The organism is Listeria immobilis, from assembly GCF_014322845.1.
Taxonomy (GTDB): domain Bacteria; phylum Bacillota; class Bacilli; order Lactobacillales; family Listeriaceae; genus Listeria; species Listeria immobilis.
The window spans coordinates 1-16,113 of sequence record NZ_JAASUA010000005.1 but is presented as its reverse complement, the minus strand read 5'-3'; the positions used below and the strand labels follow the sequence as shown (position 1 = coordinate 16,113).

The window sequence follows — 16,113 nt, the reverse complement described above, 5'->3', positions numbered from 1 at the left end:
AAATGACCTTTTTTAAAAAATTAAAAGATAAAATAACCCAGCAAACCGATTCTGTTTCTGGAAAATTTAAAGACGGCTTATCGAAAACACGTGGTAATTTTTCAGGGAAAATCAATGAAATGGTTGCTCGTTATCGTAAAGTAGACGAAGATTTTTTTGAAGAATTAGAAGAAATTTTAATCGGTGCAGATGTAGGCTTTGAAACTGTCATGGAACTTGTAGAAACTTTGCGCCGGGAAGTACAACTAAGAAATATTAGTGATCCAAAAGATGTTCAAGAAGTTATTGTCGAAAAATTAGTCGACATTTATCAAGGGGAAGAAGAGGAAAAAGAAACGCTTCATATCGAAAAAGATGGTTTGACTGTCATTTTATTCGTCGGTGTAAACGGTGTTGGGAAAACAACCTCGATTGGAAAAATGGCACATAAGTTTAAACAAGAAGGTAAAAAAGTGATGCTTGCTGCTGGAGATACATTCCGTGCTGGAGCCATTGAACAACTTGAAGTTTGGGGCGAGCGCACGGGCGTAGATGTCATCAAACAAGCAGAAGGAAGCGACCCGGCAGCTGTTATGTTTGATGCCGTTCAAGCAGCCAAAGCAAGAAAAGCCGATATCTTACTATGTGACACAGCTGGTCGCCTGCAAAACAAGGTCAACCTAATGAATGAACTAGAAAAAGTTAAACGCGTAATTACTCGTGAAATTCCAAATGCGCCACATGAAGTATTACTTGTACTTGACGCAACGACTGGTCAAAATGCTTTTGTTCAAGCAAAACAATTTAAAGAAACAACCGATGTTACGGGTATCATCTTAACAAAACTTGACGGAACAGCAAAAGGCGGTATCGTTATTGCTATCCGTAATGAACTTCATATTCCAGTGAAGTTTGTTGGACTCGGAGAACAAATGGATGATTTGCAAGCCTTTGATGCAAATGAATATGTTTATGGCTTATTTGCTGATATGGTTGATAATGAAAAATAATCAGAAAAGCCGAATGATAGTTGTCATTCCGGCTTTTTTTCTCTTTTTTCTAACGCCTTGACATTCCCGTGATTTCCCCGTATCCTTTAAAAGGAGAGAGGTGAAATGCCTTGTTTGAGAAGACAAACCGAATGAATTTGCTATTTGATTTTTATCAAGAACTACTAACAACCAAACAAAAAGCCTATGTTTCTTTTTATTATTTGGATGATTACTCGCTTGGTGAAATCGCCGAAGAATTTGAAGTGAGTAGACAAGCCATTTATGATAATATTAAAAGAACCGAAGAAAGCCTAGAAAAATATGAAGAAAAACTAGGAATGCTAAAAAAATATCAACAACGAGAAAAACTCTTCGGTGAGTTAGAAGCACAATTAAAAGCGAAGAACTATCTGGATGAGCATATAACTAAAACGCTCGAACAGCTTAAAAATATCGATTAGGAGGCCTGAATCATGGCATTTGAAGGACTAGCTGGAAGACTCCAAGAAACAATGAACAAAATTCGCGGCAAAGGGAAAGTAAACGAAGCCGATGTAAAAGAAATGATGCGTGAAGTACGCCTTGCTTTACTTGAAGCAGACGTTAATTTTAAAGTTGTTAAACAATTTATCAAAACTGTCAGCGAAAGAGCTGTTGGCGCTGATGTAATGAAGAGTTTAACACCAGGTCAACAAGTAATTAAAATCGTTCAAGAAGAATTAACTACTTTGATGGGCGGCGAAGAAAGCAAAATCGGTACTGCCGATCGCCCGCCAACCGTTATTATGATGGTCGGTTTACAAGGGGCTGGTAAAACAACCACTTCCGGTAAACTAGCCAATTTATTACGTAAAAAATATAATCGTAAACCATTACTTGTTGCGGCAGATATATACCGTCCGGCAGCAATTAAACAATTAGAAACACTGGGGAAACAACTGGACATGCCCGTTTTCTCTTTAGGAGACCAAGTTAGCCCAGTAGAAATTGCCAAACAAGCAATTGAAAAAGCCAAAGAAGAGCATTTAGACTATGTTATCATTGATACTGCGGGACGTTTGCATATTGATGAAACGCTAATGGATGAGCTAAAACAAGTAAAAGAGATGGCTAATCCAACCGAAATTTTACTGGTAGTTGACTCGATGACAGGGCAAGATGCTGTTAATGTTGCTGAAAGTTTTAACGAACAATTAGAAATTACAGGTGTTGTATTAACTAAGCTAGACGGTGATACTCGTGGTGGGGCAGCACTTTCCATCCGTTCTGTAACTGGCAAACCAATTAAATTTATCGCAACTGGAGAAAAAATGGAAGCCCTCGAAACCTTCCACCCAGACCGCATGGCATCTAGAATTCTCGGCATGGGCGACGTGCTTTCTCTTATTGAAAAAGCACAAACCGATGTAGATACAGAGAAAATGAAAGCCATGGAGCAAAAAATGAAAGACAACAGCATGACGCTGGATGACTTTTTAGATCAATTACAACAAGTGAAACAAATGGGACCATTAGACGAACTGCTTAAAATGATGCCGGGCGCTGGAAAAATGAAAGGTCTCGACAACATGCAAGTAGATGATAAACAACTTGGTCACATTGAAGCCATTATTAAATCAATGACAAAGAATGAAAAAGACAATCCTGATATTATTAACGCTAGCAGAAGAAAACGGATTGCTCGCGGAAGTGGTCGTCCAATTCAAGAAATCAACCGCCTCTTAAAACAATTTACAGAAATGAAAAAAATGATGAAACAAATGACTGGCGGCGGAGGAAAAGGTAAAAAAGGTAAAAATCCATTCGGTAACTTCAAAATGCCATTTTAAAAACAGTCCATCATCCAATTCGGATGGTGGATTTTTTAGTCATTAATCATTTAGATAACAACTCCCAATCATTTCTTTACAAATCCTTCATTTAACAAATAAATTCCATTGCTATAATGAATCATGAGTTAGATAAAGGAGGAGAAAAGATGAAAAATTGGTTAAAAGTTACAGGAACAGGTGTTATAGCTGCAACATTATTACTTGGGGGATGTGGAAGTCAGCCAGAAGAAAAAGCAGAAGCAAATAGTAAAACAGCAAAAACACCTCAGCCAGGGAGCCAAATCAAATTAGAAGGAGCAGTTAATGTTCGTGATTTAGGTGGATATAAAACAACGGATGGCTTAACGATCAAACCTCAGAAACTAATCCGAAGTGCAGAACTTGCCACAATAACGGATTCTGATAAAAAGAAACTGGCGAGTACATACAAACTTTCACATATTGTTGATTTTAGAACCAATTCGGAAGTAACCGCAAAACCTGATCCTACAATGGAGAATGTCGCTTATACTCATGATTCCGTTATGAAAGACAATGGTTCCTCGACTAGTACAGAAGATTTAACCGCAAGTCTTGCCACAATGGATAATCCAGAAACTTTTTTAATTGAAGCCAATAAAAGCTTTGTGACAGATGAGACTTCTATTCAAGCATATAAAAAGTTTTTTGAAGTTTTATTAGCGAATCAAGAAGGTTCAGTTCTTTGGCACTGCACTGCTGGTAAGGATCGTGCTGGGTTTGGAACTGCCTTAGTATTATCTGCCCTTGGAGTGGATAAAGATACGGTAATTGATGATTATATGTTATCAAATAAATACCGAGCTGATGAAAATAAAAAAGCAATTGCAGCAGTTGCAGCAAAAACAGATAATCAAAAAGTGATTGATGGAATGACCGCGGTAATGGAAGTTCGTGAGTTATATATAAATGCCGCCTTTGATGAAATTGATGCTAAATATGGTTCAATGGAGCAATTTCTAACAGATGAATTAGGACTAACTGATGCCAAACAAACACAACTGAAAAAAATGTATCTTTACTAAATTAAAAAGCATGATTACACCAAAAGAAGCTAGTTATTTTGCTAGAATTATTGGAAGAACATCTTATAAATGAATTAAAATAGGTATGTTTACCTGAATTTGGCGATGTATTAAAAAATCCTATCAGAATAAAAGGAGACTGCTTTATTCGCCACGAGATATTCCAAGTTTAGATTAATAGTTTGGCGCATAATATTTTGTGACTTTAACATGGGAAAATCAGTAACAAAGCGGAAATAATCTGCTAAAAAGAAAAAAATATCCTCTGTAAAGAAAAAACACTTTACAAACAAATCCTTTACTGGTAATATATATACTTGTGTAAGACTTTATGGAGGTGTAATTAAACTATGGCAGTTAAAATTCGTTTAAAACGTATTGGTTCTAAAAAGAAACCTTTCTACCGTATTGTAGTAGCTGATTCTCGTTTCCCACGTGACGGCCGTTCAATCGAAACTATTGGTACTTATAATCCATTACTTGATCCGGTTGAAGTGAAAATCGACGAAGAAGCAACTTTGAAATGGATGCATAATGGTGCGAAACCATCTGATACAGTTCGCAATCTTCTTAGCCGCGAAGGTATCATGGAAAAATTCCATAACCAAAAATTAGGTAAATAAGGAGGTCTTGGCGCGAATGGAAGAACTTATTCTCTCAATCGTGAAACCCCTTGTTGACCACCCGGAAGACGTTGTTATCACGCCAGAAGAGACGGATACATCGTTAACCTACAAATTGTCTGTCAGTAAAGAAGACATGGGACGCGTGATTGGTAAACAAGGTCGTATTGCAAAAGCGATTCGTACTCTTGTCTATGCAGTTGGCTCCAAAAACGATAAGAAGATTCGTCTTGAAATTATCGAATAACAAAAACTCGTCATATTGGCGGGTTTTTTTATCGCCATTTTTCATAATCCTAAGAGAAGCAATTACCTCACAAAATGTTGTAAAATAGAATAGAAATGGAGGAATTGTAATGAAGCCAGTTATTGGAATTACCGGAAATAGATTAGTAAAAGGAGTGGACGTGTTTTACGGCCACCGTGTAACCTATACACAACAACGCTATGTAGATGCTATCCAAAAAGTTGGTGGGTTTCCAGTAGCATTGCCAATAGATAATCCCTCAGCTGCCGAACAAGCAATTTCTCTAGTGGATGGCTTACTGCTTACAGGTGGACAAGACATCACACCACAACTTTACTTAGAAGAACCCTCGCAAGAAATTGGCGCTTATTTTCCGCCTCGGGACAGTTATGAGATAGCATTAGTACATGCTGCATTAGCGGCAAAAAAACCTATTTTTGCTATTTGTCGTGGAATGCAATTAGTGAATGTTGCACTTGGTGGTACGCTTATTCAAGATATCAGCCAGGTGGAAACAAAAGCTTTGCAACATTTACAACAAGTAGATGAGCAATTAGGTTCACATACAATTGACATTGAACCAACTAGCGAACTCGCGAAATATCATCCTAATAAAAAACTAGTTAATTCACTACACCATCAATTTATAAAAAAAACAGCGCCTAATTTTAAAGTAACAGCACGGACAATGGACGGTATGATTGAAGCAGTAGAAGGGGATAATTTAGCAAGCTGGTATTTAGGCGTACAGTGGCACCCAGAATTAATGTATCAAACCGATCCAGAAAGTGAACGCTTATTTCAAGCTTTAGTAGATGAATCCAAAAAAACTATGGTAAAATAAGGACAATAATTGCTAGTGGAGGTGTCCTGTGGAAATCATCCAAAAAGTTGTTGTCAAGCAAGTATTAACGGAAGCAAGTAAACAAGAATTAATCGAATATTATCAAGAACAAAAACAACAAATCGAACAAGAATGCGATCAGCTCCATTTCGAACAAAAGAAAATGGAACGAAAAAGCAAATTTCAACCAGAACGTGTCGCTGATTATTTTGCCCATGAATTAGAGGTTCGTCGGGAAAAGAAAAAGCTTATCCAGTTTCAAATGGAACAATTAGAAATTCTTGAACTTGGCAGTGAGATTCGCGAACGAGAGTTAGAAACCATCATTGACGTTCAAGTTGGAGACAAGTGGGACAGCTCTATTTTTGAAAAAACGATTGTTGTAAAGAACGGAATCATAGTAGAAATACGCTAGAGGTGACTTATGGAGAAAATGTACAATGTAGGAAAGATTGTGAATACCCATGGCTTAATCGGTGAAATCCGCGTTATCGCAACAACTGATTTTGCTGACGAACGTTTCCAAGTAGGAAATGCTGTTTACTTATTTGAAAAAAATAGCAAAAAACCTGAGAAATTAATCATTCGTTCGCACCGTAAACATAAGAACTTTGATTTACTTATGTTCGAAGGCTTTACAGGAATTCATCAAGTGGAGCGAATGAAAGAAGGTACACTTAAAATTAGCGAAAAACAACTAACCGATCTAGAAGAGAATGAATTTTATTTTCATGAAATTATCGGTTGCTCGGTCGTAACAACAGATGGGGAAGAACTTGGTGAAATTACCGAGATTTTAACACCAGGGGCAAATGATGTCTGGGTCGTTAAAGGCAGCGATAAAAAAGAAAAACTAATTCCTTACATTGCAGATGTAGTAAAAGAAATCAATATTTCAGATAAAAAAATTACGATTGAAGTAATGGAAGGGCTGCTAGATTAATGAAAATCGATATTTTATCTATTTTTCCAGCTATGTTTTCCGGTGTAACAGGTAATTCGATTATCAAAAAAGCAATTGAAAATGAGCATGTAGCGGTTGAAGTCACTGATTTTCGGGAATATGCAGAAGGAAAGCATCATATTGTAGATGATTATCCTTATGGTGGCGGTGCAGGGATGCTACTTAAAGCACAGCCAATATTTGATGCCGTAGCTGCAGTGAAAGAAAACCAACCAGAAACCAAACCAAGAGTCATTTTATTAGATCCAGCTGGCAAATGTTTTAATCAAAAGATGGCCGAAGAATTTGCGGAGGAAGACCACCTTATTTTTATTTGTGGGCATTACGAAGGATACGATGAGCGAATTCGTGAACATCTTGTAACGGATGAAGTTTCGATTGGAGATTATATTCTAACTGGCGGCGAAATCGGTGCAATGATTGTGATGGACAGTGTTATTAGACTACTTCCAGGTGTGCTTGGCAATAAAGATTCTGCTGTAACAGATTCTTTTTCGACAGGATTACTCGAACACCCGCATTACACAAGACCAGCTGATTTCAGAGGAATGAAAGTACCAGATATTTTACTAAGCGGAAATCATGCATGGATAGAAGAATGGCGCGACAAAGAATCACTTAAAAGAACTTACGAACGCCGCCCAGATTTACTTAAAAATTACCCCTTAACAGACAAGCAAAAGTCTTGGCTAAAAGAATGGTCAAAAAGTAAATAAAAAGGACGTGTTGTAAAATGGCAATCTTTGGAACTCCAGATGAAAAAGAAAGCAGAAAATCCGAACGTCAAAAAGAACGAGAAGCCTATGTGCAAGAAGAAAATGATCAAAAACGAATCGGTCAAAAATGGCAAGACGTACAAGTTTCAACAGGACCAATAAATGTTAATCACGATATTTTAACGGTTGTTTTTGCCAAAAGCGTCCGTCCAAGAATCAAAAGTGATCCTGAAGCATACTTAGAGACAGTTGGCTTTGAAAACTTACTACAAGAGTTACAAAAGAAAGCCTTAGATGCAGGAGGAAACGGCCTGATTCATTGCTCTTTCACGGAACATTTTGTAGATGATCTTGTTTATCAATTAGCCTACGGAACAGCGGTAAATATAAAAATAACTAGATTCTAAAAAAAGACTAGAAAGCCATTTTGCTGGTTTTCTAGTCTTTTCTATTTTTTTGAGCTCTTGCAATAACTGCTTGTAAGTCAAAATCACCTATCGATTTAACTGCCCCATGACCACAAGCAATCTCTGTCACTTCCATTGATTGGATTTCTTTTGCAGAAGCAATACTTGTAGCCAAATCCCACGTTGCCATTGCAGGAAAAGGAAAAAATAATCGAGTATCCCCGCAAATAGCTGCACCACCACGTGTTTGAAATAAATCTCCTGCAAACAAATGACCATTACGTTCGTCAAAAAATGATATAGAGCCCGGCGTATGTCCTGGTGTATCAATAACCAAGAGCGAACCGACCATATCTCCAGTTTTTAATGTCTGTTTGATTTTCACAGGAAGCTCATCAGGATAGCTACCTTTGAGTGGACTTTGAGCTTCAAAAGCATAAACTTCCTTTTTTTCAACAAGTAAATTTTCTCTATTTCCTAACATCACAAGTGCATCGGGAAAAGCATTTTTTAAAGCGAGTAAACCACCAATATGATCCCCATGTGCATGAGTTAAGAGAATTCGTGTCAATGGCAAATGTAATGTTTCTATTAGCGCAATAATTCCTTTTGCATGCGCTAAAACCCCAGTGTCAATGAGTGTTAAACTATCCTTTTCTAAAACTAAATAACAATTGACTGGAAATAGGGCGGGAAAGGTCGTAACTTGCCAATATTGATGCTTTGCAGTAACTTTCATTAAAAGCCCTTCTTTCTAATTCCTTATTTACTAAGTGATAGTATTTATATACGATACCCGTTTTTTAGCGAAGTAGCTAGAAAAATCAAATTTTTATGAAAATGTAATCTATTATTAAAATAAAATCGCAAAGAAAGTAAAAATGTAAGAAAAAAACTTTACAGTGAATCTAGTTTATGGTAACCTAAATAAGGTGACTGGAGAGACCAGTCTGATAACGATATTCCGCTTCATTAATATATGAATGAATGTTTGTTGGAAGGAGAGAAAAACATGAACAAATTGATTGATGAAATCACAAAAAGTCAACTAAACCCAGATGTTCCAAGTTTCCGTCCGGGTGATACTGTACGTGTACATGCGAAAGTAGTCGAAGGTACTCGCGAACGTATCCAATTATTCGAAGGCGTAGTAATCAAACGTCGCGGAGCTGGAATCAGCGAAACTTTCACTGTTCGTAAAATTTCTAACAGTGTTGGTGTGGAACGTACTTTCCCAGTACATACTCCACGTATCGCAAAATTAGAAGTAATCCGTCGTGGTAAAGTACGTCGTGCGAAACTTTACTACCTACGTAACCTACGTGGTAAAGCGGCTCGTATTAAAGAAATTCGTTAATCATTTAACGGCTGAAACCCTTGAGAAATCAAGGGTTTTTGTTTTGCTCGAAATTATTTTACTAAACAAAACTTCTCACTAGATGTGGGGATAGTGCAAAAAACCGGGAAACAATATTTTTCTAGCAATAAAAGAATTTAGCATTCAATATGTCCAATCAGAAAGCTTTTTGGAAAATAACTGTTTTATACAGTAACATAGAAATGTATCATTTTCCTCAAGTTCTCGTTAATTGCACTTAAGAATTTATATTTAAAACTATTACTGCTAAATAACATAAAAGAATAGTAATTTAAAAGATACCAGGTTGACACCAATTCCCCGATATGATATAGTAATTAAGGTTATCAAACAAGAAAGAAGAAGCAACCCGCTTCTCGCCTCGTTAACATGGACGTTTTCAGGCAAAAAATTCAAACTTTCGTTGCGTTACTTGCGCGACTTTGAATGTGCGGGATTGCTGAAAAGCAGCCCGTTTTTTTATGGCCTCTGAACGAACGAGTTAGCAGGCCGCAGATTGGAATAGCTATTTTCTATCTTGTTGTAACAAAATTAAGTGGAGGTGGCTCACCATTAGCAAAGACATGTTGGTAAACGATGGGATTCGTGCACGTGAAGTAAGATTGATCGACCAAGACGGTGAACAATTAGGCGTGAAGAGTAAAATCGATGCGCTTCAAATTGCTGAAAAGGCTAATCTTGATCTAGTGCTTGTTGCTCCAACAGCGAAACCGCCAGTAGCTCGTATCATGGACTACGGTAAATTCCGTTTTGAACAACAGAAGAAAGATAAAGAAGCCCGTAAGAACCAAAAAGTCATCGTAATGAAGGAAGTTCGTTTAAGTCCAACGATTGACGAACACGATTTTGATACGAAGCTACGTAATGCACGTAAATTCCTAGAAAAAGGCGATAAAGTAAAATGCTCTATCCGTTTTAAAGGACGTGCAATTACACATAAAGAAATCGGTCAGAAGGTGCTTGACCGTTTTGCGAAAGCGTGCGAAGACCTTTGTACAATTGAGCAAAGACCAAAAATGGACGGACGTTCGATGTTTCTAGTCCTAGCACCGCTTCATGAAAAGTAAAGTTTTGAGGAGGAAATATTCATGCCAAAAATGAAAACCCACCGCGGTTCCGCTAAACGTTTCAAGAGAACAGGATCTGGAAAATTAAAACGCAGACACGGCTTCACTAGCCATATGTTCGCTAACAAATCCCAAAAACAAAAACGTAAATTGCGTAAATCAGCAATGGTATCAGCTGGCGATTTCAAACGTATTCGTCAAATGGTCGCTAAAATGAAGTAAAAGCAACACTATTTTTGTAAATTCTAGGAGGTAGACAAATATGCCACGCGTAAAAGGCGGAACAGTAACACGCAAACGTCGTAAAAAGATAGTTAAATTAGCCAAAGGGTATTACGGCTCTAAACATTTATTATTCAAAGTAGCTAACCAAGCAGTAATGAAATCTTATCAATATGCTTACAGAGATCGTCGTCAAAAGAAACGTGATTTCCGTAGATTATGGATTGCACGTATCAACGCGGCTGCTCGTATGCAAGATCTTTCATACAGCAAATTAATGCACGGCTTAAAATTAGCTGGAATTGACATTAACCGTAAAATGCTAGCAGACTTAGCAGTAAATGATATCGCATCATTTAACACACTAGCTGACTCAGCAAAAAAAGCATTAGCTAAATAATTAAAAAAGAACCCAAACGTGGGTTCTTTTTTTATAGGTTAATTTCTAGTTCCACCGGACAATGATCAGAACCAAGCACATCAGAATGAATTTTCGCATCTACCAAGTTGTCTTTGAGTCGCTCTGAAACAACAAAATAATCAATCCGCCAACCAGTATTACGAGCTCTGGCATTCATACGATAGGACCACCAAGAATAAGCTTCTTCCAAATTAGGATAAAAATACCGAAAACTATCAATAAAACCAGCTTCTAAAAAAGTTGTGAATTTTGCGCGTTCTTCGTCAGAGAAACCAGCGTTTTTGCGATTTGTCTTGGGATTTTTTAAATCAATTTCTTTATGCGCCACATTTAAATCTCCACAAAGAATCACTGGTTTGGTTGTATCTAATTGCTTTACATAGGCCAATATCGCATCTTCAAAAGTCATTCGATAATCTAGACGTTTCAACTCAGCTTGAGAATTAGGTGTATAAACCGTCACCATAAAAAATGTTTCAAATTCAAGCGTAATAACTCGTCCTTCTGTATCATGTTCCGCTATTCCCAGTCCATATTGTACGGATAGAGGTTCTTTTTTTGTGAAAATGGCTGTACCAGAATAGCCTTTTTTAACCGCATAATTCCAATAATCTTTATACGCAGTCAAGTTTAGATCAATTTGTCCTTCTTGTAATTTCGTTTCTTGTAAACAAAAAATATCTGCATCCACACTTTCAAAATATTCTAGGAAGCCTTTTTTTACCGAAGCCCGAAGACCGTTAACATTCCAGGAAATTAATTTCATCTATTATCACAACCTCCATTCACTAATGAACTTATTATAACGTAATTTGCGTGCTATAATGAACTTAAAAGATTGGTGGAGATAACATGGGAAATTACGTCGCATTACTGAGGGCTGTAAATGTTGCAGGTAAAAATAAATTAAAGATGAATGAACTGAAATTGGCAATGCAAAATGCAGGATTTACCAATGTGAAAACGTATATTCAAAGTGGCAATATCGTATTTAGCTCAGACATACAAAGTGAAGCATGTGTTGCAGAAGAAATAACAAAAACTATTCAAAATAGCTTTCAATTAACACTAGATGTTTTTGTCTATAAAGAAGATAGTTATAAGGAGATTATCCAAAACAACCCATTTCCACCAGAAACAATGGATAAAGATGAGCGTTTGATAGCTATTTTTTACAAAGAAAATATTAATATTCCTAGACAAAAAAATGAGCAAGCAGAGGTGATTGGAATCGGTCGTGTTCTGTATATACATGTTTTTGCGGACCAAATTCATACATTAAAGCTTGCCGTGTTTCTTGGTGAATATAAAAAAACAATATCTACCACGAGAAATTGGCGAACGACCCACCATTTGCAAATATTTTTACAAGCATTAAACATTCCAGAATAGAATTTTTAGAAAATCAAGTTTATAATGAAGGAGAATGAATTTAAGGGAGTGACGAAGATGAAAGAAGAACTATTAAACCGCTTTACTAAATATGTAAAAGTTGATACACAATCTAATGAAGATAGCACTGTTTGCCCAACAACCCCGGGTCAAATGGAACTAGCAAACATTCTTGTGGCGGAATTAAAAGAAATTGGAATGGAAGATGTAACGGTGGATGAATTTGGCTATGTAATGGCAACGCTCCCTTCCAATACCACAAAAGAAGTTCCTGTAATCGGCTTTTTAGCACATTTAGATACTGCAACCGATTTAACAGGTAAAAATGTCCGTCCCGAAGTACACGAAAATTATGACGGTAAGGATATTGTATTAAATCAAGACTTAAATGTGGTGCTTTCTCCAAAACAATTTCCTGAACTAGTTGACTATAAAGGACAAACGCTTATTACAACAGATGGTACAACTTTACTAGGAGCAGATGATAAAGCAGGTATCACCGAAATTATGGTAGCAATGAACCATTTAATCAATCATCCAGAAATTAAGCATGGTAAAATTCGTGTTGCATTTACACCAGATGAAGAAATTGGACGTGGCCCGGAACGCTTTGATGTAGAAGCATTTGGCGCTAAGTATGCGTATACGATGGATGGTGGTCCACTTGGCGAACTAGAGTATGAAAGTTTTAATGCTGCAGGTGCTAAAATCACTTTTAAAGGAAATAGTGTTCATCCAGGTACTGCGAAAAATAAAATGGTCAACGCCGTAAAAATGGCAATAGAGTTTCAATCGCATATCCCAAGTCAAGAGGCACCAGAATTTACAGAGGGGTATGAAGGTTTCTATCACTTGATTTCTTTAAATGGTGACGTGGAAGAAGCAAAAGCCTATTATATTATTCGCGATTTTGATCATCTGAAATTTGTGGAACGTAAGACGCATGTTGCTACAATCGCCAAAGAACTAGAAGAAAAATATGGCGAAGGAACAGTCGAACTAACATTAAAAGATCAATACTACAATATGAAAGAAAAGATTGAACCAGTAAAAGAAATTGTCGATATTGTAAGTGCGGCAATGCGAAATTTAGATATTGAACCAAAAATAAGCCCCATCCGTGGCGGTACAGACGGTGCACAACTTTCTTATAAAGGACTACCAACACCAAATATTTTTGGCGGGGGAGAAAACTTCCACGGTAAATTCGAGTATGTTGCACTTGAAAGCATGGTAAAAGCAACAGAAGTAATAATTGAAGTAGCTCGTTTGTTTGAAGAAAAAGCATAAAAAGGAAAGTGAGCCTAGAATTATCCTAGACTCACTTTTTGTATACGCTTGTTTACACAGTCAGCAAATCCTTTTGCCTCCCCATGTGCAACAAGAAGCGTATAATTTTCTTTATTTTTTAATCGTAAAATTAATTTTTTTGTCATGGAGATAATACTTACTTTATGTTCTAATTTATGCATATCTACATAAGCAATTTTCGTCATTAAGTAAACATCATCGTTTTCTAAGTAAAAAATAAGGGCATCTTCATTTGAAATCCAAAGCCCATCTAAATCCATTGACTCGCCTTCTATATGATAAGTAAATGAACCATAAACCAAATGGCTATCTATCCCAAGTAACGCATGGGAAGTGGCTTTGGCAATCATTGTTTCATACAAGATACTTCGCTCCTTATAAAAACATTTTTCTTCACTTCACTATACCATTTACTTTGGATAAACTGCAATGGAGCCATCTTTTATTTGAATAAGCTCAACTGGCTTTTTATAAAATGATTGAAGAACCGGTTCTGTTAAAAGTTTTTCTGTTTTACCACAATGAGTTATTTCTCCATCACGTAGTAAAATGATATTATCAAAGCAAGGCAAAATTTCTTCAGTATGATGTGTCACAAAAAGCATTGTTGGCGATTCGGGATGTTCAGCAATCTTTTTAATACGTTCGAGTAAACCCTCCTTAGCAAATAAATCAAGTCCATTACAAGGTTCATCAAGAATAAGCAATTTAGGACGAGCCATCAGGGCACGAGCGATTAAGACTATTTGACGCTCTCCTTGTGATAAAACACTGTAAGCTTTTCCAATCAGTGCTGCACCCCCGCAATCAGTAAGGAGTTGTTTGGCATCCGCAATTTCTCTCTCAGTAACCGCTACATATATACCAATACTTGCAAATTTGCCACTTAGAACAATTTTCTCACTAAGGTCATATTCTTTCAGTTGATGATCTAAAGCATTACTGACCCAGCCAATAGATTTGCGCAATTCAGGTAAAGAAGTCTGTCCAAAAACATGTCCTAACACTTGTAATTTCCCGCTACTAGGCCAAAGATAGCCATTTAACAATTTTAGTAAAGTAGTTTTACCAGAGCCATTTAAGCCGAGTATTGCCCAATTCTCTTTATCATTCACCACCCAATTAATATTCGACAAGATAGTCTTATTGTCTCGCTTTAAGAAAACATGTTCAAACACAAACATCGAATACCCCATTTCCATTTTCTACTATTGTACATGAAAGAAGATTAAAAAAGGAGCTAAAACTATGAATAAAGATGAAATTATTATTGCCGCCGAAAAATGGATGCAAACACATTTTAAAAACGAGACAACAGGACATGACTGGGCACACATTAGCCGAGTCCATAGTCTTAGTAAAAAAATCCAATCAATGGAAGGAGGAGATTTATTTACGATTGAATTAGCAGCACTTTTTCACGACTACACAGATGCCAAACTAACCAGCAATCAAGCTGAAGCAAAAGAAGCATTAATCATTTGGATGAAACAACATAAAATACCAGCTCATTTAATTACCCAGATTATTCGAATTATCGAGTCCGTATCTTTTAAACAAGGAAATAATCCTATCCAAGCACAAACAATAGAAGAAAAAATTGTACAAGATGCAGATCGGCTAGATGCAATTGGAGCAATCGGTATCGCTAGGACATTTACATATGGAGGGGCGCACAATCGAGCAATAGCCAACCCCAATAATCCTAAAGATACGACGATGCAACACTTTTATGATAAGTTATTACTAATTAAAGATAATTTAAAAACCCAATCCGCAAAAAAGATAGCAAAGAAAAAACAAGAAATTATGCAGGATTTTATACATGCTTTAGAAGAAGAGTTGAAAATATAAGATGAAATGCTTGTAATTAACAACAAGATATTATATAATAATAAAGCTGAATTAATACAAGATAATTTTTCCGAAAATTATTTTTAAAATTAGTTGTTGACGTGAATAAATCTTTATGGTAAGATTTAAAAGTTGCGTTAACAAAGCAACTGACCTTTGAAAACTGAACAAAGAAGAAGACGAAAAGCAATGAGACGTAAAGTCTCACTGGTAATCGCAGGGCAGAAAACAGAAAGCTGTTTTCAAAAAAACAAACTAGTAATTTAATTGCTAGCGAAGTCAATTTGACGCAAGGAATCTTATTCACGGTGTTGAATAAGTATTCAAATTCAATTTATATTTTAAAGAGAGTTTGATCCTGGCTCAGGACGAACGCTGGCGGCGTGCCTAATACATGCAAGTCGAACGAACGGAGGAAGAGCTTGCTCTTCCAAAGTTAGTGGCGGACGGGTGAGTAACACGTGGGCAACCTGCCTGTAAGTTGGGGATAACTCCGGGAAACCGGGGCTAATACCGAATGATAAGTAGTGACGCATGTCATCACTTTGAAAGATGGTTTCGGCTATCGCTTACAGATGGGCCCGCGGTGCATTAGCTAGTTGGTAGGGTAAAGGCCTACCAAGGCAACGATGCATAGCCGACCTGAGAGGGTGATCGGCCACACTGGGACTGAGACACGGCCCAGACTCCTACGGGAGGCAGCAGTAGGGAATCTTCCGCAATGGACGAAAGTCTGACGGAGCAACGCCGCGTGTATGAAGAAGGTTTTCGGATCGTAAAGTACTGTTGTTAGAGAAGAATAAGGATAAGAGTAACTGCTT

At 37.0% G+C, this 16,113-nt stretch carries 22 protein-coding genes, 1 rRNA gene and 1 other annotated feature; of the genes, 19 read left to right on the top strand and 4 right to left on the bottom strand.

What is annotated here, in order from left to right; translation table 11 throughout:
• Positions 1 to 2: 2 nt before the first annotated feature.
• From ftsY to HCJ45_RS07770, 11 genes are all read left to right on the top strand, one after another.
• Entirely contained in the window at positions 3 to 989 is a 987-nt protein-coding gene (gene ftsY / locus HCJ45_RS07820; RefSeq protein WP_185345057.1) for a signal recognition particle-docking protein FtsY, read from the top strand.
• Between the two features lie 110 nt (positions 990 to 1,099).
• Positions 1,100 to 1,432, top strand: coding sequence for a putative DNA-binding protein (locus HCJ45_RS07815; RefSeq protein WP_003720117.1), 333 nt, complete (start codon positions 1,100 to 1,102; stop codon positions 1,430 to 1,432).
• Positions 1,433 to 1,444: 12 nt separating this feature from the next.
• Positions 1,445 to 2,800: a signal recognition particle protein gene (gene ffh, locus HCJ45_RS07810; RefSeq protein ID WP_187124434.1), complete on the top strand. Its 1,356-nt coding sequence runs from the start codon at positions 1,445 to 1,447 to the stop codon at positions 2,798 to 2,800.
• A 149-nt stretch (positions 2,801 to 2,949) separates the two neighbouring features.
• Positions 2,950 to 3,846 (top strand): tyrosine/lipid phosphatase LipA, encoded by an 897-nt coding sequence (gene lipA / locus HCJ45_RS07805; RefSeq protein WP_187124433.1) that lies wholly within the window; start codon positions 2,950 to 2,952, stop codon positions 3,844 to 3,846.
• A 350-nt stretch (positions 3,847 to 4,196) separates the two neighbouring features.
• The gene (gene rpsP / locus HCJ45_RS07800; RefSeq protein ID WP_003720111.1) at positions 4,197 to 4,469 is read left to right on the top strand and encodes a 30S ribosomal protein S16; all 273 of its coding nucleotides are present in this window, start codon (positions 4,197 to 4,199) and stop codon (positions 4,467 to 4,469) included.
• Between the two features lie 16 nt (positions 4,470 to 4,485).
• Positions 4,486 to 4,716, top strand: coding sequence for a KH domain-containing protein (locus tag HCJ45_RS07795; protein ID WP_003728421.1), 231 nt, complete (start codon positions 4,486 to 4,488; stop codon positions 4,714 to 4,716).
• 109 nt (positions 4,717 to 4,825) lie between these two features.
• A complete protein-coding gene (locus HCJ45_RS07790; RefSeq protein ID WP_185345051.1) occupies positions 4,826 to 5,560 on the top strand; it encodes a gamma-glutamyl-gamma-aminobutyrate hydrolase family protein in 735 nt (244 codons plus the stop codon).
• Between the two features lie 28 nt (positions 5,561 to 5,588).
• Entirely contained in the window at positions 5,589 to 5,975 is a 387-nt protein-coding gene (locus HCJ45_RS07785; RefSeq protein WP_187124432.1) for a YlqD family protein, read from the top strand.
• A 9-nt stretch (positions 5,976 to 5,984) separates the two neighbouring features.
• On the top strand, positions 5,985 to 6,503 hold the full coding sequence (rimM, locus tag HCJ45_RS07780) for a ribosome maturation factor RimM (protein ID WP_185345047.1): 519 nt from the start codon (positions 5,985 to 5,987) through the stop codon (positions 6,501 to 6,503).
• Positions 6,503 to 7,240 (top strand): tRNA (guanosine(37)-N1)-methyltransferase TrmD, encoded by a 738-nt coding sequence (trmD, locus tag HCJ45_RS07775; protein WP_187124431.1) that lies wholly within the window; start codon positions 6,503 to 6,505, stop codon positions 7,238 to 7,240. Before rimM ends, trmD begins: the two co-directional genes overlap by 1 nt.
• 17 nt (positions 7,241 to 7,257) lie before the next feature.
• Positions 7,258 to 7,647 (top strand): hypothetical protein, encoded by a 390-nt coding sequence (locus tag HCJ45_RS07770; RefSeq protein ID WP_003720105.1) that lies wholly within the window; start codon positions 7,258 to 7,260, stop codon positions 7,645 to 7,647.
• 31 nt (positions 7,648 to 7,678) lie between these two features.
• Here HCJ45_RS07770 and HCJ45_RS07765 read toward each other — a convergent pair whose 3' ends face one another.
• Positions 7,679 to 8,386 carry an MBL fold metallo-hydrolase gene (locus HCJ45_RS07765; protein WP_187124430.1) on the bottom strand — a complete coding sequence of 236 codons (708 nt, stop codon included), beginning with the start codon at positions 8,384 to 8,386 and terminating at the stop codon, positions 7,679 to 7,681.
• Between the two features lie 273 nt (positions 8,387 to 8,659).
• Between HCJ45_RS07765 and rplS the strand changes: the two genes are divergently transcribed.
• From rplS to rplT, 4 genes are all read left to right on the top strand, one after another.
• Positions 8,660 to 9,004 carry a 50S ribosomal protein L19 gene (rplS, locus tag HCJ45_RS07760; protein ID WP_014093140.1) on the top strand — a complete coding sequence of 115 codons (345 nt, stop codon included), beginning with the start codon at positions 8,660 to 8,662 and terminating at the stop codon, positions 9,002 to 9,004.
• A gap of 351 nt (positions 9,005 to 9,355) precedes the next feature.
• Positions 9,356 to 9,494, top strand: a sequence feature (ribosomal protein L20 leader region).
• Between the two features lie 82 nt (positions 9,495 to 9,576).
• Positions 9,577 to 10,092: a translation initiation factor IF-3 gene (gene infC / locus HCJ45_RS07755; protein WP_010958948.1), complete on the top strand. Its 516-nt coding sequence runs from the start codon at positions 9,577 to 9,579 to the stop codon at positions 10,090 to 10,092.
• Between the two features lie 21 nt (positions 10,093 to 10,113).
• Positions 10,114 to 10,314, top strand: coding sequence for a 50S ribosomal protein L35 (rpmI, locus tag HCJ45_RS07750; protein WP_003720098.1), 201 nt, complete (start codon positions 10,114 to 10,116; stop codon positions 10,312 to 10,314).
• 40 nt (positions 10,315 to 10,354) lie between these two features.
• Positions 10,355 to 10,714: a 50S ribosomal protein L20 gene (rplT, locus tag HCJ45_RS07745; protein ID WP_003720097.1), complete on the top strand. Its 360-nt coding sequence runs from the start codon at positions 10,355 to 10,357 to the stop codon at positions 10,712 to 10,714.
• Positions 10,715 to 10,745: 31 nt separating this feature from the next.
• Here rplT and HCJ45_RS07740 read toward each other — a convergent pair whose 3' ends face one another.
• The gene (locus tag HCJ45_RS07740; protein WP_187124429.1) at positions 10,746 to 11,501 is read right to left on the bottom strand and encodes an exodeoxyribonuclease III; all 756 of its coding nucleotides are present in this window, start codon (positions 11,499 to 11,501) and stop codon (positions 10,746 to 10,748) included.
• 86 nt (positions 11,502 to 11,587) lie between these two features.
• Here HCJ45_RS07740 and HCJ45_RS07735 point away from each other — a divergent pair, with 86 nt between their 5' ends.
• Complete coding sequence (locus HCJ45_RS07735) at positions 11,588 to 12,127, top strand: DUF1697 domain-containing protein (RefSeq protein WP_187124428.1); 540 nt, start codon at positions 11,588 to 11,590, stop codon at positions 12,125 to 12,127.
• A gap of 57 nt (positions 12,128 to 12,184) precedes the next feature.
• Positions 12,185 to 13,417, top strand: coding sequence for a peptidase T (gene pepT, locus HCJ45_RS07730; RefSeq protein ID WP_187124427.1), 1,233 nt, complete (start codon positions 12,185 to 12,187; stop codon positions 13,415 to 13,417).
• A 20-nt stretch (positions 13,418 to 13,437) separates the two neighbouring features.
• Here the strand turns inward: pepT and HCJ45_RS07725 are convergent, their stop codons facing one another.
• Together HCJ45_RS07725 and HCJ45_RS07720 are read right to left on the bottom strand one after the other, a co-directional pair.
• The gene (locus HCJ45_RS07725; protein ID WP_187124426.1) at positions 13,438 to 13,800 is read right to left on the bottom strand and encodes a hypothetical protein; all 363 of its coding nucleotides are present in this window, start codon (positions 13,798 to 13,800) and stop codon (positions 13,438 to 13,440) included.
• 48 nt (positions 13,801 to 13,848) lie between these two features.
• On the bottom strand, positions 13,849 to 14,622 hold the full coding sequence (locus HCJ45_RS07720) for an ABC transporter ATP-binding protein (protein WP_187124544.1): 774 nt from the start codon (positions 14,620 to 14,622) through the stop codon (positions 13,849 to 13,851).
• Positions 14,623 to 14,686: 64 nt separating this feature from the next.
• On the opposite strand from HCJ45_RS07720, the gene HCJ45_RS07715 reads away from it, so the two are divergent.
• Positions 14,687 to 15,292 carry an HD domain-containing protein gene (locus HCJ45_RS07715; RefSeq protein WP_187124425.1) on the top strand — a complete coding sequence of 202 codons (606 nt, stop codon included), beginning with the start codon at positions 14,687 to 14,689 and terminating at the stop codon, positions 15,290 to 15,292.
• Between the two features lie 340 nt (positions 15,293 to 15,632).
• Positions 15,633 to 16,113 (top strand): 16S ribosomal RNA (locus HCJ45_RS07710); the annotation flags it as partial.